This window comes from Paenibacillus turicensis (genome assembly GCF_017873435.1).
In the GTDB taxonomy this organism is placed as follows: domain Bacteria; phylum Bacillota; class Bacilli; order Paenibacillales; family Paenibacillaceae; genus Fontibacillus; species Fontibacillus turicensis.
In genome coordinates, this window is sequence record NZ_JAGGKG010000022.1 from 65,095 (window position 1) to 85,101 (window position 20,007).

Sequence of the window (20,007 nt, forward strand, 5' to 3'; positions counted from 1 at the left end):
ATTTGATGAAATCAGACTTTGTTTGTTCCTACCTATGGTATCTTTTATTCTTCTTCAGGTATAAATTCGTCTTTATCCTCACCACATACTGGGCAAACCCAATCCTCGGGAAGATCTTCAAACGCGGTGCCTGGTGCTACATCTTCATCAGGATCACCAATCGCTGGATCGTAAATATAGCCACATGGTTTACAAATATACTTTTTCATTTTAATAACCCTCCAAAATTTTATAATATATATTTTATTTAAAGGCTTTTATTTAGAAATTAGTACTTGCCAACGACAGAAGGCTGGTAGCTACGCGCCTGCTCAATGGCTTCTTTATAAGGTGCTGCAGCAATAACAGAGTCAAATACAATAGCTCCACAAATGATGCCATCCTCCACAAACAATTTTTTGTAAGGGGCTTCTCCTTGCTTTTGCTCTAGCTTCGTGCTGCAATCATTGTTAGTGCAAGCTTCCTTGTCAACTTGCCCAATTGAAAACAATGGCATATCATACGCAGTAAATACAGTCATGGGGATAAGGGCTTGGTAGGTTGCTGTTGTATCAGCCATGTTAGTTCCTGCAACTCTGCCTTGCTCCATTGCGGTATTCCATAAGCCATCAATTTTGCCCTCAAATTGTGCAACATCCCCTGCGACATAAATATCGTCGACACTGCTTTGCATATGCTGATTTACGATAATACCTCTATCGACACTAATTCCACTTTGTTGTGCTAATGCGATATTTGGGATGATCCCGATGGAGTAGATGACATGCTTGCAAGGAACCACTTCCCCATTTGCAAGTGCAACGCCTTCAACGTGATTCGTGCCAATAATTTTGTTTACTGCTGTTCCAGTAATGACAGCAGTACCTAAGCTTTCAATCTGTTTGGTCAAAATTTCAGCCGCTTCTTCATTTAATTGTCGAGCCATTAAGCGTGGGGCTTGTTCAATAATGGTGACATGATAACCCGCTTGATGTAGTGACCATGCCGTTTCAATGCCTTGGATTCCTCCGCCAATTATACAGACGCGATCGTGGGGAGCGAGGGCTTGCTTAAGCTGTTCCGCTTGCTCACGGAATCGGAGCTGGTGTACTTGAGGTAAACTAGCACCATCAAGCTCTAAGATGCGATTGAGTGCACCTGTACATAACAAAAGCTTATCGTATTTAATAGTTTGTCCGCCTTCAGCTGTGATGGTGTGATCTATTGCCTGAATAGAAGTAATTTTAGTGCTAGCATAAAAATCAATTTTATTTTGTACAAACCATTTTTCTTTTTTTATAAGTACCTTATCGCTTTGTAAATCGCTAAATAAAGCTTTAGATAATTTGATCCGATTATATGGTAACCCCGCTTCTTCTCCATATATGCTAATTTGTGCCTCTGCATCAAGATCACGAATTGCCTTTGCCGCAGTTAATCCTGCCACGCCTCCGCCAATAATAACAAAATGTCGATGTGTCTCTAAAAATTCCATAGTTATTTCTCCTTTATTTACTAAGTGAAGCTAATCTGATAAGCAAAATGAACTGAATTACCAATTAGATTGCACTTAGATTGCGCTTAAAAGCAGGTCTGAAACAAAGTTAGCCGCATGTTTAATCTTTTCCTTTTTAACTTCATCATTTGGTGTAAAGCGGATACGAATTGGGAACTCCACATGTGTCATTCCAGTTGTTTTAATTACATTTGATGTGCTTTGTACATCCATATTGGTTGAATTTAAGTAATCCTGTACAACCTCAATTGCTTCACCACTCCATCCATAAGAACCGAAGGCAGCAGCTAGCTTTCCTTCAAGATTTCGCTCAGGCAGCTTTTGTAATAAGCTTTCTAGCTTGCCCGTCATATCGGCATACTTTGTTGAGCTACCGATAAACACAGCATCACAGGCTTCAATGCTCTTTAAGATGTCGTCTTCCTCTGATTTGTCTACATCCCATAACTCTACAGCAATATGACTTTCCTCAAAATGAGCTTTGAGCTGCTGGGCAATCTTTTTGGTGTTATTTTTAAGTGTCGCATACACGATGGCTACTTTTTTGTCGTCTTTCGTTTCTGTGCTTAATTCCCCATATAAGGCAATATATTTGCCAATTTCATTACGTAAAATAAAGCCATGAGAAGGAGCGATCATTTTAATTTTCAAATCTTCAATGGCATTCATCAATGTACTTACATATCTACGATGAGGATGGATAATCGCTTTATAATAACCAACGAAATCATCCCATATATCAAAACCAGCTTCATCTGCAAATAAGGATTTTAAAGTAGCAACATGGGTACTAAAAATATCACAAGGGAACAAAATTTGATCCTCAACACAATACGTAATCATCGTTTCTTCAGTGTGTAAATAAGGTGTTTCCTTAAATAGTAGCGTTTTACCCCCAATATCTAATGTGTCGCCATCCTTAATCGTTAAGTAGGAGCGGTGTTGTAATTTATACATTTGTTGGATTTCAGGTTTTGCGATTTCTGTACATACAATTGTGGCATTTGTTGCTTTGGATGCTAGTGCTGCAATCCCACCAGAATGATCTGGCTCAGTATGATTAATGACGATATACGCAATATCAAGTGGGTCAATGAGCTCTGAGATTTGTTCTGCAAATTCTCTACCGAACTCCATATCTACGGTATCAATCACCGTTGGTTTTCCAGTTTTAAGTAAGTAGGCGTTATACGTAGTGCCTTTGGATAATAATAGACGATGAAATGGAACCTCACGATCATCAATTTTGCCAACCCAATAAACATCCTTGCTAATTTCAAAACCTGGTTTCATCTATATACATCCTTTCGTAATATGTGATTAGGAACATCTTCATTGTAGGATAGAACCGATTCTCATTTGAGGATTCAGATTAAAGCAGGGGACGACTTCGATAACATAAAAATGTGATCTCAATCCTTCTATTTCTCATTTTCTTCCTTTTGATGCTTTGCTCTAAATGTATACAGAGACTCCATTGTCGTATTATAATGAACTTGAATAGCAATTCCATTTCATACATATCATCCCAAAGTGCCAATAGAGAGAAAAGAAGCCATGAGTATAGTTGTTGCTATCCTTGTGGCTTCACATAATTTATACAGACATTTTGGACAAGGGTAGATATAATCAAAGAAAAAATGATAGGTGAGCTTATTGAAAATAGGAAAACACACGTTAAAGCTGCAAACGACAATTACGTTGATGGTATGTTGTGTTTTAGTTGTCGTCCTTTTTACTGTATATTTCATGTTTAGTAGTAAAATTTCAAATATTACAACCGAAAATTTAGAGCAAAAAGCCGTTACGATCGCAAGGACAGTATCTAAGGCACCTACTGTGATTGCGGCTTTAAGTGGTAAAGAGAACATTGCTGCGGTACAGCCCTTTGCAGAAGAGGTGCGCAAACTAAATGATGTGCAATTTGTTGTTGTCATGAATGCGGAAGGAATTCGCTTGTCCCATCCAGATCCAAACTTAATCGGGCAACATTTCGCAGGGGGCGATGAAGGAGAGGCGTTACATGGGAAGGAGTTTATTTCGATTGCACAAGGCACGTTAGGCACATCTGTGCGAGCGTTTTCACCCATTTTTAGTGAAGGTGAGTTGCTAGGTGTTGTTGCCGTAGGCTTACCCATTGATACTGTAAAGCTTGCTGTGAAGCAAAATCGCTGGATTCTTTATTTGGGGATGTTAGCAGGTGGTGCGCTTGGAGGATTAGGTGCCGTATTATTAGCGCGTCGCTTAAAGCGGTTAATGTTTGGGATGGAGCCTCAGGAAATATCAAGATTTTTAGAAGAACGAAGTGCAATGCTCCAGTCTGCAAAAGAGGGAATTGTCGCCGTAGATACTTCGGGGAAGGTTACGTTAATTAATGCGGCTGCCAAAAGATTATTAAAAATTTCGGGAATTGATGAAGACAATCAAACAGATCTATGTTATTTGCTGCACCTTGATAAGGTACTTGCAAGTGGTAAGGCTTTAAATGATATTGCGATTGATCAGGAGGAACTAACATTGCTTGTCAATATTGTACCTGTGAAGGTGCATGGTGTCATTGAAGGTGCAATTGCTACTTTTAGAGATAAGACAGAAATTGATGTGCTAATGGAACGATTATCTGGTGTTTCTTTGTATGCCGAAGCCTTGCGGGCTCAAACACATGAATTTATGAATAAACTCCATGTATTAGTAGGACTTAACCATATGCGCAAATATGATCGCTTAGATCAATATTTAAGTGATATTTTAGAGCACTTTCAATCTGAGGCAGGTATGCTTGTAAAACAGGTGAAGGACCCTGTAATGGCAGGATTTTTATTAGGCAAGCTGAGTAGAGCAAGAGAGACAGGCGCACAAATTACGATATTGGAAGAAGGTGTTTTGCTAGAATGTGCTGATCCAGAAACGTCGCATGAGCTTGTTACGATTGTTGGTAATTTACTGGAAAATGCATTAGAGGCACCTAATGATGCGGAGAGTAAGGAAGTCTCACTTGGCTTTAGGTACGAAGATGAAGTGATGACAGTGACTGTACGGGATAACGGAAAAGGAATATCGGAAGATACGATGAAACAAATGTATGAGCAAGGCTTTTCAACAAAGGGGAAAAATCGAGGGATTGGTTTATACTTAATAATGCGAAGTGTGAAAAAGCTAGGTGGTGAGCTTAGCTGTCATAGTGGGCCAAATCAAGGAACTGAATTTATAGTACGGATACCGTACCAAGTTAAAATGGGGGACAAATGATTAAAGTACTTATCGTTGAAGATGATCCGATGGTTGCTGAAATGAATAAATTTTATACCGAGCAGACGCCTGGCTTTCGTGTGGATGGTTGGGCGAGTACGGTAGAAGAAGCATTAAGTATGATGGAGAAAACAACCTATGATCTATTATTGCTTGATATTTATATGCCTGGAAGTAATGGTTTGGAGCTTTTATCCCAAATTAGAAATAAATCTTTAACAACGGATGTAATCGTAATTTCGGCGGCAAAGGATACAGCAAGCATACGTCAAGCCTTACACAATGGTGCAGTAGACTATTTAATTAAGCCATTTGAATTTAATCGTTTACGCGCTGCATTAGAAACGTACAGAGATCGCGCAAAATTGTTTAGAAGCAGTGAAGTAATAGTACAATCAGAGCTAGATAGCTTAACACATCCAACACCAGGTGCTACCCATAATGCACCTCTCCCCAAAGGGTTGACTCGACAAACACTACAAACGATATGGAAAGCAATATCAGGACTTTCAAACGAATGGTTTGCAAGTGAGGAGCTATCCGCTGCTGCGGGCATATCGCGTGTATCCACAGGGAAGTATTTAACAGAACTCGAGGCGCGTGGCATTTTAGAAATGGATCATGTCTATGGCGCAGTAGGCAGACCCGTGCAAAAATACCGTGTCACACCACAAGGACACCAAGAGATAAGAAAGTATTTATAATACAATGTACTTTATAATTTAATATATTTTTTTAGCTTATATAGTTATTTTAGTTTGGTAACTTTTATGTGATATAAGATTACAGCATTGGCATTACCGCGATATTCCTACTGGAATCAATCGCTGGTAATGCCCTTTTTTAATTAATAAATAATTTAAGAAGGATACTGAGCTTAAATTATTTATTATTGTATTCACATATGCGGGGCGGGGTGGGGGGCGACACCCCCATTTTTGACATATTTTTTAGTGGCGAGTATACCACTAAAAAATAGTCCATTGCATGCAGCTAGAAAGTAGCGAAGGGGCAGAGGGATTGTGGAGAAATGAAATGGGCGCATTTAGAATCCGATTCCAACCTTATAGATAAATGAAGGAATCGGATTTTAAGAGCGCTCGAAACAACCCTCTGTCACGTAGCAACCTCCTTTCGCTGCATGCAACACGTTTTTATGAAAGCGCTTGCTTTAAAAACTTTAAAAACTATACCAATATTTAAACAATCACAAAAGCGCTTACAAAGACGATATGATGGGGCTGTAGAAGATTACAAGGAGGTCAAATTACATGAACAAGGTACTACAGCCGCAAGGAAGTTCTGGTGGAGCGTCACAAAATGTAGATGCACAGACAGAAAGCAAAGGCTGGTTTCACAAAATATTACATTTGAAGGTTGGAGTTATTCCGCTTCCGATTTATGTAGTTTTTGCAGTAATTATATTTTCAGCAGCAGCATTAGGCCGTTTGCCAAACGATATGATTGGCGGTTTAGCAGTTATTATGATTATGGGTATACTTTTAAGCGATTTAGGCTTTAAGTTGCCAATTCTTAAAAACATTGGTGGACCTGCAATTTTGTCTTTAATGGTTCCGTCCTTCCTAGTTTTTTGGAACATATTAAATCCACCTATTATTGATTCCGTACACACTTTAATGAAAACGTCTAACTTCCTCTATTTGTATATTGCTTGTTTAGTAGCAGGTAGTATTACAGGGATGAATAGAAAAACATTGATTGATGGTTTTATCCGTATTTTTGTTCCAATGATTGCAGGTACTGTTGCTGCGGTCGCTGCTGGTATGGGCGTAGGGATGTTATTTGGCTACACTGCGCACCGTACACTTTTTTACATCATCATTCCGATTATCGGTGGTGGTGTTGGTGAAGGGATTTTACCATTGTCAATTGCCTTTTCTCAAATTCTTGGTGGTGAATCAGGCAGCTATGTTGCTCAAATGATTCCAGCCGCAGTTATTGGTAACGTGTTTGCAATTATTGGTGCCGGCGTATTAAAAAGAATGGCGGATAAAAACCCGTCGATTACAGGTAATGGTGTTTTAGTAAAAGAAAAAAATGGTAACAAAATGGGCGGAAGCAACTATGATGCAGAAAAATATGACTTTGCATTGATGGGAGCAGGACTTTTATTCGCTTGTACCTTGTTTATTACAGGCACATTATTAGCGCCAGTAGTAGGTATTCCTGGTCCAATCTTAATGATCTTTGGAGCAGCCTTACTGAAAATAAGTAAATTGCTTCCTTACAAAATTGAGCAAGGTGCTTATCACTTGTACAAATTTGTATCTGGTACATTAACATGGCCGTTGATGGTTGGTTTAGGTATTTTGTACATTCCATTAAATGATGTTGCAGCATTGATCTCAATCCCTTACATCCTTGTATGTGCAACAGTGATTGTCGCAATGGTTGTTACAGGATATTTTGTAGGCAAATGGGTAGGCATGTTCCCTGTTGAAGCAGCAATCGTTACAGGATGCCGTGGTGGTTTAGGCGGAACAGGTGACGTTGCAATTCTTTCTGCATCTGGTCGTATGGAGTTAATGCCATTTGCTCAAATCTCAACTCGTATTGGTGGCGCACTAACCGTTGTAGCTGCTACCCTATTGATTGCGGTATGGGGCGGTTAAGTTATACGGATTTAAGTAAAAATATAAAAACAATTTATGGAGGCGATCAGCTTGAATAAAGTTATCGATCATTCTCATGTGTTTACTGTACAGGTCCAATACAATAGTGATAGCAATTACATTGATAATATTAAAAAGATTGTAGAAAAGTATCAAGGAAGTATGGAACAGGTTCAGGTAAAAATAGAAGAAGGCCTTGTTTTTGAAAATATTAATATCGGTATAGAAGATAAAGAGAAGCAACAAGGGATTGAAAAGGCGATTGCACAGCTTGGCGGTGGAGATATCGTGGAGCGTTTCCAAGAAATTATGAAGCTACATGAGGGCGGAAAAGTAGAAGTTACTTTAAAGCATCCAATTGTGACTAAAGATGATTTGTCTAAGGTGTATACACCAGGGGTTGCTAAGGTGTGCTTGGAGATTGCTCGTGATGAACAAAAAGCATATGATTTAACGATCAAGAAAAATACGGTTGCGGTCGTTTCAGACGGAACAGCGGTATTAGGACTTGGCGACATTGGCCCTAAGGCAGCAATGCCAGTAATGGAAGGGAAAGCGGCATTATTCAAACAGTTTGCAGATATCGATGCTGTACCTATTTGTCTGGATACCAAAGATACAGAAGAAATTATTTCAATCGTAAAAGCACTTGCACCAACATTTGGTGGTATCAATCTGGAGGATATTTCTTCCCCTCGTTGCTTTGAGATTGAGAAACGGCTTAGAGCAGAACTAGATATTCCTGTCTTTCATGATGACCAGCATGGAACTGCAATTGTAGTGTTAGCAGGACTATTGAATGCGTTAAAGGTATGTAACAAAAAAATTAATGAAGTTAAAATTATCGTGAATGGCTGTGGCGCAGCAGGAATCTCGATTTCTAAAATGCTGTTAGAAGCAGGGGCAACAAATCTAATAGGTGTGGATCGTGAAGGAGCAATTTCATCTAATATCCAATACGATAAAGAGCATTGGAATGAATTTGCAAAAATCACAAATCCAAATCAAGAAAATGGCCTGTTGTCTGAAGTGATCAAAGGTGCAGATGTATTTATCGGGGTGTCAGCGCCTAACATTCTTAAAGTTGAAGACGTACAAAATATGAATAAGGATGCAATTGTATTTGCAATGGCAAACCCTACACCAGAAATTGATCCTGCCTTGGCAGCACCACATGTTCGTGTGATGGCAACAGGAAGATCAGATTATCCGAACCAAATTAACAACGTATTATGCTTCCCTGGTATTTTTAAAGGTGCTTTGTATGCCCAAGCTAGTGACATCAACAATGAAATGAAGCTTGCAGCTGCAAAAGCCATTTCATCCGTAATTACAGATGAAGAATTAAGTGAAACCTATATTATTCCAGATGCATTTGATACTCGAGTTGTTGAACGTATTAAAACAGCAGTTGCTGAAGCTGCAGTTCAAAGTAAAATTGCACGTAAAACAAATTAAAAAATACCTACCTCCCAAATACAGGTATAATTAAGAACAATGCCCATAGTATTCTATTTGCTAAAAATAGATGCTGTGGGTTTTGTTATGATTTAATTAATTTTAAAAGAATGATGCAACAAAACTCCTACTGAGTTTTATAGTTAGAGGTGGTATTATTATAATAATATTCATTTTTGTTTTTTCAGCGCAGGACGGGGATACTATGGCTGTCTAAAAGATACAATGCAAGTATCCGTTGTCCGAGGGGGGCACATTCATGATTTTGCAGCATCATTCATTTTTTAAGAAAAAGAGGATAAGCTTGCCGGTTATTTTTATTGGATTTGTAAGCCTCTCCTTATTAATCACACTTTCCATCACTATTTTTTCCTTCACACAAACCCAAAAAAAATCGTTAATTGACAATACATTAATGTTAAATTACTCTAACGCAACCCAGATGAGTCAATCGATGGACATTTTATTTGAGTCGATGCAATCAAGCTTGAAATACGCAGCAGATGTGATTGGTGATTCTGGAGAATCGTTAGATGCCAAAAGCTTAGAAAATCAATTAGAGCTAATTCGGCACAGTAGTAACTATTTTAATTCACTTGCAGTCATCGATAAAAATTCATTGGTTAGCACGATTTCACCTAAAAGTATAGGAACACAAGGCACTTATGTTACTTCAAATGAGATGCTAAAAGCTATAAATTCTCAAAGACCTTATATTTCTGAAGTATACACAACTAAAACAACAAAACGCAGAATTGTGTTCATTAGTGAACCTATATTTAATACAAAAGGCGAATATCAAGGTATCATTGGTGGAACTGTATATTTACAGGAAACGAATATTATTAATAAAATGTTTGGTAGCCAATTAAAAAAAGATGACCCCTCTTATTTTTATATTGTCGATTCTACTGGGAAGTTGCTTTATCATCCTGAGAGGGATCTTATTGGGGTAGACATTAGCTCAAATTATATTATTAAGCAGTTACAAGGGGGTAAAAGTGGGAAGCAGGAGTATGTTGATCACCAAGGTATGAAATCTTTGGTTGGCTTTATTAAATCCCCTTCAACGGATTGGGGAATTGTTGTTGTTTCTCCAACAGAAAATATTTATGAGCAGCTAGAAAACCATGTAAAAGTCCTTATTACGAATATTTTGTTCCCTATTTTATTATTAATGCTGGTTGTAATGTGGATTGCAAGACATTTGGCTAGACCGTTTGTTATTTTAGCGAATTCAATTCAGCAGCTAGAAGAAGGGAATATTGCAATCCCTGATCTACATTCACATTGGAATAGGGAAGCAGATGTATTAACACGAACGGTAGTAGGGGCTATCCGAAACTTCCAACGTCAACACGATCAGCTAGTGTATCAAGCAAAAACGGATGTGCTGACGGGCTTAACAAATCGCAGAATGTTTGAGGAAACCATCCAGCAATGGGTGACTGAGCAGCATCCCTTCGCGATTTTAATGATCGATATTGATCATTTTAAAGTGATTAATGACTCATATGGACATCAAACTGGAGATATTGTTCTTCAAAAAGTATCATCTGCCATTATAGAGCAGGTAACAGAAAACGATGTCTGTTCACGGTTTGGTGGCGAAGAATTTGTAGTCATGCTCTCTAATGCAAATAATCGTACTGCCTTTTTGATGGGAGAGCAAATTCGAATCGCGATTCAACAAACGGATATGTCTCTTGATCATCCTATTACTATATCTGTAGGAATTGCTGTATATCCTTTTCATGCAAATAGTGCCACTGAATTATTTCATCTTGCAGATACTGCACTTTATCAAGCTAAGGAGGAGGGCAGAAACAAAACCGTTATTGTTCAAAGCTTAGATAAGGAGAAAAAATAAAAAAATTGATGATATTTGTAACATTTACACCTCTCATCCGTAAAGGTAGTAGTTACTTTTATGATTCAAGAGTGTAAATTTAAATACATGCTATTCTATTTTATAGAAATGATAAGCTTGGCTAATAAGGGAGAGATGCAAATGAAGTGGAGTTGGTTACCTTCATTTTTTACGATCGGAAATTTAATAACTGGAGCAATATCTTTATTTTTTTCGATACAAATGATGTATACGGCAGCGTTAATCATGATTATTGTTGCAGCCTTTTGTGATGTGATGGATGGTTTAGTAGCAAGATGGCTTCGTTGCAGTAGTGACTTCGGTAAGCAGTTGGATTCTTTAGCGGATATAGTGTCATTTGGGGTCGCACCTGCATTTTTAATTTTTTTGTTTAAATTAAGTGATATTGATTGGATGGGTATAGTGATTGTAGTTCTATTTATAGCTTGTGGGGCGTTACGACTGGCACGTTTTAACTTATCGGCTCCATCGACAGGATTTGTAGGCATGCCGATTACGGCTGCAGGACTATTGCTAGCGTTGTCCTCTCTACTTAGTGAGAATTTAAATCCTTGGATATTTGTACCTATAATAGGTTTATTATCCTTTTTAATGGTAAGTCGTGTTCCATTTCCGTCTCTGAAAAGAAATATTGGGCAAAAATAAATGTTTAACAATACGTTATTATTGCGTACATATTACTTGTGTATAGTTGACTTGTAACGCGTTTCATCAATTATAATGATGGGGACTAATGTTTGAAAATTGATGGATAGAAAGTTAGGTGGGAACATGATTGACAAAAAGATTATTTTTTTTGATATTGACGACACATTGCTTGATGCTAACAAAAACATTCCTCCTTCTGCAAAGCAAGCGATTATGGATCTGAAAGGCTTAGGGCATGAGGTTGCCATTGCAACAGGACGTGCACCGTTTATGTTTCAAAATATACGTGAGGAATTAGAGATTGATACGTATGTGAGTTGTAATGGTTCTTATGTTGTTTTAAAAAATGAAGTGATTTATGATCGAGCATTAGATGAAGATGCTTTATTTATGTTAACTGAGCTTGCTTTAGAGCATGAACATCCTGTTTTATATGTCGATGCACAAGACATGAAGGCCAACATGCCAGAGGAGAAATTGTTACGAACCTCAGTTGGACAACACAAAATGTTTATTCCGCAACATGATCCTTTCTTTTATAAAAACAGAAAAATTTATCAAGCCTTACTTTTGTGCCACCAAGAGGAAGAAAAGTATTATGAGTCAGTATTCAAGGCGTTTGATTTCGTTCGATGTGGGATCGATGCAACGGATGTTGTGCCTAGTGGAGGTTCTAAGGCGGTCGGCGTTTCTAAACTAACTGAAAGATTAGGAATCGCACTAGACCATCAATACGCTTTTGGAGATGCATTAAACGATGTGAATATGCTAAAAAGCATACCTAATAGTGTTGCTATGGGCAATGGGTTGCCAGAGGCTAAGGCAGCCGCAAAATATGTAACCAAGCGTGTTGAGGAAGATGGAATTTTACATGGCCTGAAAATGGTTGGTTTACTATAATTTATTAAACTTAAATGAGAGCGCACTCTTTGAAAAAAGAATGTGCTCTCATTTTTTGATTCTTTCATTTTGAAATTTATGATTGACAGTTTAAAGCAACTATAATATATTCTTTTTAATCATTATTCCGATAAGTTAAATGGGGATTAATTCACATCAGGGGGATGGAACATGAAGCTAAAAAGAATTGGGTTATTGTCTGTCGTATTAATTTTGTCGCTGGTTGTGGCTGCATGTGGAAAAGCAAGTACAAATAACGCTAATAACTCCACACCAAGTACAGATTCTGGGACAGTTACAAAAGAATACAAAGATACATTAAACATTGCGATTACGGCACAGCCTCCAACACTGGATCCAGCCGCAACTGTATCTGCCGTCACGTTCGATACTGCAGGTAATATTTTTGAACAGTTGTATACGTTAAATAAAAATTATGAGCCAGTACCTCAACTTGCAGAGTCTGTAAAGGTAAGTGAAGATGGTCTAACTTATACCTTTGCACTTCGGAAAGGGGTTACCTTTCATAATGGCAAAGAGATGAAAGCAGAGGATGTAGTGGCATCCATGAATCGTTGGCTTGTTACCTCCTCACGTGCGAAATCGCTATTAGCCAATGCTAAGTTTGAACAGGTAGATGAATATACAGTCAAGCTGGTAGTAGAAAAAGCAACCTCTGATGTTTTGATTTTACTTGCTTCTCATGCTCAGTTCCCTGCTATTATGCCTAAGGAAATTGCAGATGCAGTTACTGCTGATGGGCTGAAGGAATATGTGGGAACAGGCCCTTATGAATTTAAGGAATGGAAGCAAGACCAATATATTCATCTAGTAAAATATAAAGACTACAAGTCACTAAACACAGAAGCAAGTGGATATTCGGGTAAAAAAGAAGCACCAACTGAAAACCTATATTTCTATTTTGTTTCTGACGCATCTACGCGTATTGCAGGCATAAAGACAGGTAAATATGATGTTGCAGCTAGTATTCCAATTGAGAACTATGATGAATTAGCCGCTGAAAAAAATATTGCTTTGGAGTCCTATACAGGAGGCGCATTAACCGCATTTTTAAACACAACAGAAGGTTTATTGGCATCCAATGAGAAATATCGTCAAGCTGTTCTTGCTGCATTAAACGATGATGAGATTATGCTAGCTAGCTATGTAAAACCTGATCTATATACATTGGCTCCAGGCTATACAAACTTGAAGCAAGCACAGTGGGCTTCGGAAGCAGGAAAAGAATACTATAACCAAAATAATCCTGACAAAGCGAAGCAGCTTCTTCAAGAAGCAGGATATAAAGGTGAAGAAATTACACTTTTAACGACAAAAGACTATGCTGAAATGTACACTGCAACTTTAGTTATTCAAGAGCAACTGAAAAAGGTTGGATTCAATGTTAAAGTGGAAAACTATGATTTCCCCACCTTCCTTGAAACCAAAAACGATCGTAGTAAATGGGATCTATTTGTAGCAAGCACAGGTTATCAATTAACCCCTCCTCAATTGCTGGTCGTAACTCCAGATTGGGCAGGACTAGATCAAGCTAAGGTGAAAGATGGCATTGTTGCGATTCGTGCAGCGGCTACACCTGAAGAAGCTAAAAAAGAATGGGAATCTGTACAATCATTCCTGTATGAGTTTGGCGCGGCAACTGTCATTGGACATTACAATAGTGTCATTGCTACAACCAAGTCAGTGGAAGGATTTGCAGTACAAGATAGCTTTATCGTATGGAATGCGAAGGCTGCAAAATAAGGACCCCCTAACAAGGATGCTTCAGGCTGCAGCTGCAACCTGAAGCATCCTACTTGTTTAATATCACATCATGCAGTTGAAGGGGGAGGGCTATGCTTGCTTATTTATTCAAACGAATTTTATCTATCATCCCCGTATTATTTGTAGTTACCATTGTCATTTTTATGATCATTCATTTAACGCCGGGTGACCCTGCCGCTACAATGCTTGGTATGGAAGCAACACAAGCGGATATTCAGGCATTAAATCAACAGCTTGGTTTTGACCGTCCGATCTATGAGCAATATATACATTGGCTTGGTAATGTAGCTAGAGGTGATCTTGGTGAGTCTATTTTTATGCATCAGCCTGTGGCTGATGCCATTGCAGAGCATGTAGGACCTACATTGTCATTAGCAATTTTGGCTCAGCTTGTTGCACTTATTTTAGCAATTCCATTTGGCATAATGGCAGCGTACAAAAGAGGATCACTGATAGATGTAACATTTATGGGAATTTCATTACTTGGTATGGCCATTCCAAGCTTTATGCTTGCTTTGTTTTTAATGCTGATTGTAGGGGTGCAGCTACAGTGGCTACCCGTAGCAGGATATGAGCCATTAAGTAACGGTTTCTGGAACCATATTCAGTATTTAATATTGCCTGGAATTTCATTAGGCAGTATTCAAGCCGCATTAATTACACGCATGACGCGCTCCTCTATGCTGGAGACACTTCATGTGAATTTTATAAAAACGGCTAGAGCCAAGGGCTTACGTGAAAGCAGCGTAGTATTAAAGCATGCATTTCGTAATGCCTTTTTACCCATTTTGACAGTGATAGGCCAAACCTTTGGAACATTAGTGACGGGGGCAGTAGTGGTAGAGTCCATTTTCAACATTCCTGGATTAGGACAACTTATTTTAAATTCAATTGTGAGAAGAGACTTTGCAGTGATTCAAGGTGTAGTGCTTATCGTTACATTGATTTATGTTGGTATCAATCTATTGATCGATTTACTATACGGTGCTGTAGATCCTCGTGTTCGTTTGGACCGTAAATAGGAGGGTTCTATGAATACAGTACAGGATAAAGAATACATGATTAATTTGCGAAAGCAGTTAAAAAAAGAACAACGTGATTTGCGATTTAAGCGGATAAAATCCAATTATGGACTTATTATTGGTGCTGTTTTATTTGTGATATTATTGCTAATTGCCTTATTTGGACCCTTGTTAATATCCACGAATCCTACTGACATGAGTATCATAGATCGTTTGAAAATGCCAAGCTCAGAGCATTGGTTAGGTACAGATGAATTTGGTAGAGATTTATTTACTAGAATGGTGTATGGAACCCGTGTATCGATAGGAGTAGGTTTAGTTGTAGCTTCTATTTCCTCAACCTTCGGGCTAATTATTGGTTTATATGCAAGCTACTATAAGACATTAGATCATATATTAATGCGAATTTGTGATGGCCTCATTGCCATTCCAGGCATATTGCTTGCGATTGCGTTAATGGCTGCACTTGGTGCTTCCGCCTTAAATGTGATTATTGCCTTAACGATTGTATTTACACCAAATATTGCAAGAGTTGTCCGTTCGACAGCACTAGTCATTCGAGAGCAAACCTACATCGAAGCGATGGAAGCGCAGGGGGCAAGTCATACACGGATTATTTGGCTTCATATTGCTCCAAATGCCTTATCTCCCTTATTAGTTCAAGCTACATTCGTATTTGCAGAAGCGATTATTTCTGAAGCAGCACTTAGCTTTTTAGGTGCAGGTATTCCAGCACCAGCAGCAAGCTGGGGGAACATTTTGCAAGCGGGTAAGTTAGTCATATATAAAGCTTGGTGGATGGTCGTATTCCCTGGGGCAACCGTGATTATTTCTGTGTTAAGTTTGAATTTACTAGGTGATGGTTTACGTGATTTGCTTGATCCACATGTGAAGCAAAGGCTAAAAAAATAAATTATATTGTTACGTATTATCATCAGGCTTCTACAGAGAAAAGGGGGGATTATTATGAACAAGCAGCCTCTCCTTATTGTGGATGATTTAAAGACTCACTTTCATACAGAACGAGGAAAAATGACCGCAGTGGATGGTGTGAGCTTTACAATCCATAAAGGAGAAATTGTTGGTATTGTGGGAGAGTCAGGGTGTGGCAAAAGTGTGATGTCACAATCTCTTTTACGTTTGCTTGAGCACACAGATCATGTTGATTATGAAGGCAAAGTATGGTTCGAGGAGCAAAACCTTTTGTCCCTGCCACTATCCCAAATGCGTCACATTCGTGGGAATGAGATATCGATGATTTTTCAAGATCCGCTGACCTCTTTGAATCCTTTGTATAGTATAGGTAATCAAATTGCGGAAGGAATACGTCTGAATCAAAAGGTGTCAAAAAAAGAAGCCGCACGTAAAGCAATTGAATTTTTAAGGTTGACAGGAATTCCTTCTCCTGAGCTTCGTGCCAAAAGCTATCCCCATGAATTGTCAGGAGGGATGCAGCAACGTGCAATGATTGCAATGGCAATTGCTTGTGAGCCGAAGCTACTTATTGCCGATGAGCCAACAACAGCGCTTGATGTTACGATCCAAGCTCAGATTATTGAACTTATTATTGAGCTTAATCAACAATTAGGTATGGGAGTATTATTTATTACTCATGATCTAGGGGTTGTAGCTGAAACATGCACGAGTGTAAAAGTAATGTATTTAGGGCAAATCGTGGAGGATACGACGACAGATAGGTTATTTACAACTCCCCTTCATCCATATACTCAAGGCTTGATTCAATCTATTCCAAAGCTGGATGGTCATCGAGACGAGCCTTTAAATGTGATCAAAGGGACAGTCCCCTCCTTATTAAATGTGCCTAAGGGCTGCCGTTTTGCGACTAGATGTCCTTTTGCAGATGAGAAGTGTATGCAGTCAGAACCGCCTATGGAGCAAGTAATAGAAGGACATAGCGTAAAGTGCTGGCATTACGCATCCATAAATCACATCCATGAAGGAGGAACGGTGTATGGTAGCCACATCAACGCGTGATCCTTTACTGGAAGTCATTTCGATAGAAAAAAAGTTTCCTGTATCGTCTTCCTTTGGCAGTTTATTAAAAAATAAAAAGCAAATCAATGCTGTAAATGGAATTAGTTTTGCTTTATATGAAGGAGAAACCTATGGCTTGGTGGGGGAGTCTGGTTCTGGGAAAAGCACAACAGGTCGTACTTTATTAGGGTTAACGCCAGCAACCGCGGGACAGGTTTTATATCGAAATCAGGATCTGACTAAGCTCAGCACAGCAGCATTACGCAAATTGCGAAGACATATTCAATTTGTATTCCAAGATCCCTTTTCTTCTTTAAATCCTCGCAAGCGTATCGGGGCCATTTTAGAAGAGCCATTAATCATTCATAAAATGGGTAATAAAAAACAACGTCAGCAATTAGTATTTGAAATTTTAGAAGCTGTAGGACTGCAGTCTGAGCATTATTTTCGTTATCCACACGAGTTTTCAGGAGGACAACGTCAAAGGTTAGGTTTAGCAAGAGCACTGATTGTTAATCCGGAGATTATGATTTGTGATGAACCTGTATCTGCACTAGATGTATCCATTCAATCACAAATTTTAAATATGCTAAAGCAATTACAGCAGAGCAGGAAGCTGACATTATTATTTATTACACATGACATTAGTGTAGTGCGCTATATTTCCGACCGAATTGGCATTATGTATTTAGGAACCATTGTAGAAGAAGCATTGACGGATGATTTATTTGCAAATCCTCAGCATCCATATACGAAAGCATTATTTTCAGCAGTTCCTGATATTACTCAAAGCCGTTTAAAGGAAAGAATTGTTTTGCAGGGAGAAATTCCATCTCCGTTATCTCTTCCAACTGGTTGTGTATTTCATACTCGCTGTCCAATGGCAACTGAAATGTGCAAAAAGGTAAAACCTGTTTTAGAACAAAGAAACGCTCATCATAAAGTAGCTTGTCATTTAATTAAAGGAGTATGATTAGACATGACAACCATTAAAATCAACAACGATCAAAATGAAATATATAATGAGGTAGGATTACAGCTTATTGGTTCAAATGCACCTAACCAGCATGGCTTAAATCCCAAGGAACTGCTTGAGGCATCACTAGGGCTGTGCATCTCTATTACAATACGTAATTTGTTAGAGCGAGATGAGATTGACATTGATCCGACTGAAATTGAGGTGGATGTGATTGCTTCCAAAGAACCTGGTGTAAAAAGTAGGTTTACTCATTTTCATGTTCAGCTAAAATTGCCAGCAATTCTTGATCTGGACTATAAAAGTAAGCTAATTACACAAGTGGAGCGCATCTGCACAATTAGTAACACATTAAGACATGCACCAGTAATTGAAGCTGTGGAAGTGTAACGAAACTCTAAATTGATATGCTCCCATCATAGTAGACAGTACAAAAAACAAAACTCTACTATTACCTTGATGGGAGTTTTTGTGATGTCAAAAAGAAAACTTATTAAGCCTTCTGCATCAATTCAAATTTATTTTTTGTATATTTGATAAGTCCATCCTGCTCCATACGTCGTAGCTCTCTGGATAAGGCACTACGGTCTACAGTGAGGTAATCTGCAAGATCAGCTCTTGTAAATGGAATAGAAAATGAGGAGGAGTGGTTTCGACGAGCTTGAAGCTCTAAATAATGTAAAATACGTTGCCTTAATGACTTATGAGATACGATATCTAATTTGTGGTAAAGGAGTCGATTGTTTTTAACGATCAATGCTAATAAGTTTTCAATAACCTTGCCACGAATAGCACATAAAGAACCACTTGGATTCGTAATATTTTGCATCTGAATAAATAAGATTTCACTATCATCTGCCGCATACGCACCATACCCGCTATATTCCTGTTCAAATAGAAGAGCTGTTTCTCCAAAAAGCTCGCCATCCGTCAGCTCTGAAAAAATGGAGAAGGCACCTGAAGCATCCTCTTTCGTTAAATATATGGTACCACGCAAAATTAAACCTACAGCAGTTAATGGCTTGTCTTGCATAAATAAAATATCCTTTTTTTTATATTTCTGAATATTTCCTTCTAAGCAGGATAATGCCGCAACGATCTCATCGGTAGAGAAATCACGAAATAAATCTGTATTTTCAAAAAATGGCATATAATCTTTCATGTATTCACTACCCTCCATGTTGCCATGGCAACGGATTTTTAATGTGAAACCTGTTATTGTAATAATAGTTGAGAAGGATTCTCACTTGCTATATGAAATTATTATATGAAATAAGTGGTTCAAATTCAATGCTTAGAAAGGAGAATGACATTGAATAAACATGAGAATGGGCAACCATTTACGCTCAAGGAGCTTGTTCAATATCGTAAGCACCAGATCAATAGTAGACATTTGTCCTTGGGGCAGGATAAAGATATTGTTTTGTTGGCTTTAGCTGAAAATGAAAGCATTAGCTCAGAATGCTCCCCTACTGATAAATTAGTATACATGCTCGAAGGTACACTAGAAGTGATTCTAAGCAATCAATCGTTTGTTTTGCAAGCAGAGCAGTCTATTATTATTCCAGAAAATGAGCTTCATACATTACAAGCCATCGGTCAATGTAAGTTTGTACACATTTAATTAAGGAGCTAATTAAACTTAGTCGTTGACAATGCTGGAGATGGAAGGCTACAAAACAGAGGGTTCTTGCGATCATGTTAAAACCAGATTCCTTATTATTTTATGACAACTTGAGGGTTGAAATCTGGTTTTAAAAAATGAACGTTCCACTTCTCCAGAATCCCTCTGTCCCTCCGCTAGGTTGGGATGTTGTCAACCACTAATTTAAATAATGAGCCTTAATTAAATTAAAATATTAGGAGCAATTCCTGTAATGAATTAATTTGAGGTTTGAACAAAAAAAGCGCCTCCTGTATGCTGGGTTCCGAATGGTGTACATTCATTCCCTAAT

General features: G+C 38.3%; 18 protein-coding genes. 14 read left to right on the forward strand and 4 right to left on the reverse strand.

Annotation, left to right across the window (positions count from 1 at the left end; translation table 11 throughout):
• Window positions 1-44 precede the first annotated feature (44 nt).
• From rd to J2Z32_RS18880, 3 genes are all read right to left on the reverse strand, one after another.
• On the reverse strand, window positions 45-209 hold the full coding sequence (gene rd, locus J2Z32_RS18870) for a rubredoxin (RefSeq protein ID WP_210090745.1): 165 nt from the start codon (window positions 207-209) through the stop codon (window positions 45-47).
• A 59-nt stretch (window positions 210-268) separates the two neighbouring features.
• Window positions 269-1,474: an NAD(P)/FAD-dependent oxidoreductase gene (locus J2Z32_RS18875; protein ID WP_210090746.1), complete on the reverse strand. Its 1,206-nt coding sequence runs from the start codon at window positions 1,472-1,474 to the stop codon at window positions 269-271.
• A 75-nt stretch (window positions 1,475-1,549) separates the two neighbouring features.
• The gene (locus tag J2Z32_RS18880) at window positions 1,550-2,788 is read right to left on the reverse strand and encodes an FprA family A-type flavoprotein (protein WP_210090747.1); all 1,239 of its coding nucleotides are present in this window, start codon (window positions 2,786-2,788) and stop codon (window positions 1,550-1,552) included.
• A gap of 363 nt (window positions 2,789-3,151) precedes the next feature.
• Here J2Z32_RS18880 and dcuS point away from each other — a divergent pair, with 363 nt between their 5' ends.
• From dcuS to J2Z32_RS18945, 13 genes are all read left to right on the forward strand, one after another.
• Complete coding sequence (gene dcuS / locus J2Z32_RS18885; protein WP_210090748.1) at window positions 3,152-4,744, forward strand: DcuS/MalK family sensor histidine kinase; 1,593 nt, start codon at window positions 3,152-3,154, stop codon at window positions 4,742-4,744.
• Window positions 4,741-5,448, forward strand: coding sequence for a response regulator (locus J2Z32_RS18890; RefSeq protein WP_210090749.1), 708 nt, complete (start codon window positions 4,741-4,743; stop codon window positions 5,446-5,448). Before dcuS ends, J2Z32_RS18890 begins: the two co-directional genes overlap by 4 nt.
• 567 nt (window positions 5,449-6,015) lie before the next feature.
• Window positions 6,016-7,377: a 2-hydroxycarboxylate transporter family protein gene (locus J2Z32_RS18895; protein ID WP_210090750.1), complete on the forward strand. Its 1,362-nt coding sequence runs from the start codon at window positions 6,016-6,018 to the stop codon at window positions 7,375-7,377.
• Between the two features lie 288 nt (window positions 7,378-7,665).
• Entirely contained in the window at window positions 7,666-8,835 is a 1,170-nt protein-coding gene (locus J2Z32_RS18900; RefSeq protein WP_425343020.1) for an NAD(P)-dependent malic enzyme, read from the forward strand.
• Between the two features lie 259 nt (window positions 8,836-9,094).
• Window positions 9,095-10,705 (forward strand): sensor domain-containing diguanylate cyclase, encoded by a 1,611-nt coding sequence (locus tag J2Z32_RS18905; protein WP_210090752.1) that lies wholly within the window; start codon window positions 9,095-9,097, stop codon window positions 10,703-10,705.
• A 141-nt stretch (window positions 10,706-10,846) separates the two neighbouring features.
• The gene (pssA, locus tag J2Z32_RS18910) at window positions 10,847-11,371 is read left to right on the forward strand and encodes a CDP-diacylglycerol--serine O-phosphatidyltransferase (protein ID WP_210090753.1); all 525 of its coding nucleotides are present in this window, start codon (window positions 10,847-10,849) and stop codon (window positions 11,369-11,371) included.
• A gap of 126 nt (window positions 11,372-11,497) precedes the next feature.
• The gene (locus J2Z32_RS18915; RefSeq protein WP_210090754.1) at window positions 11,498-12,274 is read left to right on the forward strand and encodes a Cof-type HAD-IIB family hydrolase; all 777 of its coding nucleotides are present in this window, start codon (window positions 11,498-11,500) and stop codon (window positions 12,272-12,274) included.
• Between the two features lie 171 nt (window positions 12,275-12,445).
• Entirely contained in the window at window positions 12,446-14,038 is a 1,593-nt protein-coding gene (locus J2Z32_RS18920) for an ABC transporter substrate-binding protein (RefSeq protein WP_210090755.1), read from the forward strand.
• 92 nt (window positions 14,039-14,130) lie between these two features.
• The gene (locus tag J2Z32_RS18925) at window positions 14,131-15,081 is read left to right on the forward strand and encodes an ABC transporter permease (RefSeq protein WP_210090756.1); all 951 of its coding nucleotides are present in this window, start codon (window positions 14,131-14,133) and stop codon (window positions 15,079-15,081) included.
• A gap of 9 nt (window positions 15,082-15,090) precedes the next feature.
• Window positions 15,091-15,993: an ABC transporter permease gene (locus tag J2Z32_RS18930; protein ID WP_210090757.1), complete on the forward strand. Its 903-nt coding sequence runs from the start codon at window positions 15,091-15,093 to the stop codon at window positions 15,991-15,993.
• 54 nt (window positions 15,994-16,047) lie between these two features.
• Entirely contained in the window at window positions 16,048-17,076 is a 1,029-nt protein-coding gene (locus tag J2Z32_RS18935; RefSeq protein WP_210090758.1) for an ABC transporter ATP-binding protein, read from the forward strand.
• Complete coding sequence (locus tag J2Z32_RS18940; protein ID WP_210090759.1) at window positions 17,054-18,049, forward strand: ABC transporter ATP-binding protein; 996 nt, start codon at window positions 17,054-17,056, stop codon at window positions 18,047-18,049. The genes J2Z32_RS18935 and J2Z32_RS18940 overlap by 23 nt, the downstream gene beginning before the upstream one ends.
• Window positions 18,050-18,055: 6 nt before the next feature.
• Window positions 18,056-18,442, forward strand: a complete 387-nt coding sequence (locus tag J2Z32_RS18945; RefSeq protein WP_210090760.1) for an OsmC family protein — start codon at window positions 18,056-18,058, stop codon at window positions 18,440-18,442.
• Between the two features lie 103 nt (window positions 18,443-18,545).
• Here the strand turns inward: J2Z32_RS18945 and J2Z32_RS18950 are convergent, their stop codons facing one another.
• Window positions 18,546-19,214, reverse strand: a complete 669-nt coding sequence (locus J2Z32_RS18950) for a Crp/Fnr family transcriptional regulator (RefSeq protein WP_210090761.1) — start codon at window positions 19,212-19,214, stop codon at window positions 18,546-18,548.
• A 150-nt stretch (window positions 19,215-19,364) separates the two neighbouring features.
• Here J2Z32_RS18950 and J2Z32_RS18955 point away from each other — a divergent pair, with 150 nt between their 5' ends.
• Window positions 19,365-19,676: a cupin domain-containing protein gene (locus J2Z32_RS18955; protein WP_210090762.1), complete on the forward strand. Its 312-nt coding sequence runs from the start codon at window positions 19,365-19,367 to the stop codon at window positions 19,674-19,676.
• The last annotated feature ends 331 nt before the right edge of the window (window positions 19,677-20,007 follow it).

Bases quoted from the DNA above. Each gene is read 5' to 3' on its own strand.
- rd (WP_210090745.1), bottom strand. From the start codon at position 209: ATGAAAAAGTATATTTGTAAACCATGTGGCTATATTTACGATCCAGCG.
- J2Z32_RS18875 (WP_210090746.1), bottom strand. From the start codon at position 1,474: ATGGAATTTTTAGAGACACATCGACATTTTGTTATTATTGGCGGAGGC.
- J2Z32_RS18880 (WP_210090747.1), bottom strand. From the start codon at position 2,788: ATGAAACCAGGTTTTGAAATTAGCAAGGATGTTTATTGGGTTGGCAAA.
- J2Z32_RS18890 (WP_210090749.1), top strand. From the start codon at position 4,741: ATGATTAAAGTACTTATCGTTGAAGATGATCCGATGGTTGCTGAAATG.
- J2Z32_RS18895 (WP_210090750.1), top strand. From the start codon at position 6,016: ATGAACAAGGTACTACAGCCGCAAGGAAGTTCTGGTGGAGCGTCACAA.
- J2Z32_RS18905 (WP_210090752.1), top strand. From the start codon at position 9,095: ATGATTTTGCAGCATCATTCATTTTTTAAGAAAAAGAGGATAAGCTTG.
- pssA (WP_210090753.1), top strand. From the start codon at position 10,847: ATGAAGTGGAGTTGGTTACCTTCATTTTTTACGATCGGAAATTTAATA.
- J2Z32_RS18915 (WP_210090754.1), top strand. From the start codon at position 11,498: ATGATTGACAAAAAGATTATTTTTTTTGATATTGACGACACATTGCTT.
- J2Z32_RS18920 (WP_210090755.1), top strand. From the start codon at position 12,446: ATGAAGCTAAAAAGAATTGGGTTATTGTCTGTCGTATTAATTTTGTCG.
- J2Z32_RS18925 (WP_210090756.1), top strand. From the start codon at position 14,131: ATGCTTGCTTATTTATTCAAACGAATTTTATCTATCATCCCCGTATTA.
- J2Z32_RS18930 (WP_210090757.1), top strand. From the start codon at position 15,091: ATGAATACAGTACAGGATAAAGAATACATGATTAATTTGCGAAAGCAG.
- J2Z32_RS18935 (WP_210090758.1), top strand. From the start codon at position 16,048: ATGAACAAGCAGCCTCTCCTTATTGTGGATGATTTAAAGACTCACTTT.
- J2Z32_RS18940 (WP_210090759.1), top strand. From the start codon at position 17,054: ATGGTAGCCACATCAACGCGTGATCCTTTACTGGAAGTCATTTCGATA.
- J2Z32_RS18945 (WP_210090760.1), top strand. From the start codon at position 18,056: ATGACAACCATTAAAATCAACAACGATCAAAATGAAATATATAATGAG.
- J2Z32_RS18950 (WP_210090761.1), bottom strand. From the start codon at position 19,214: ATGAAAGATTATATGCCATTTTTTGAAAATACAGATTTATTTCGTGAT.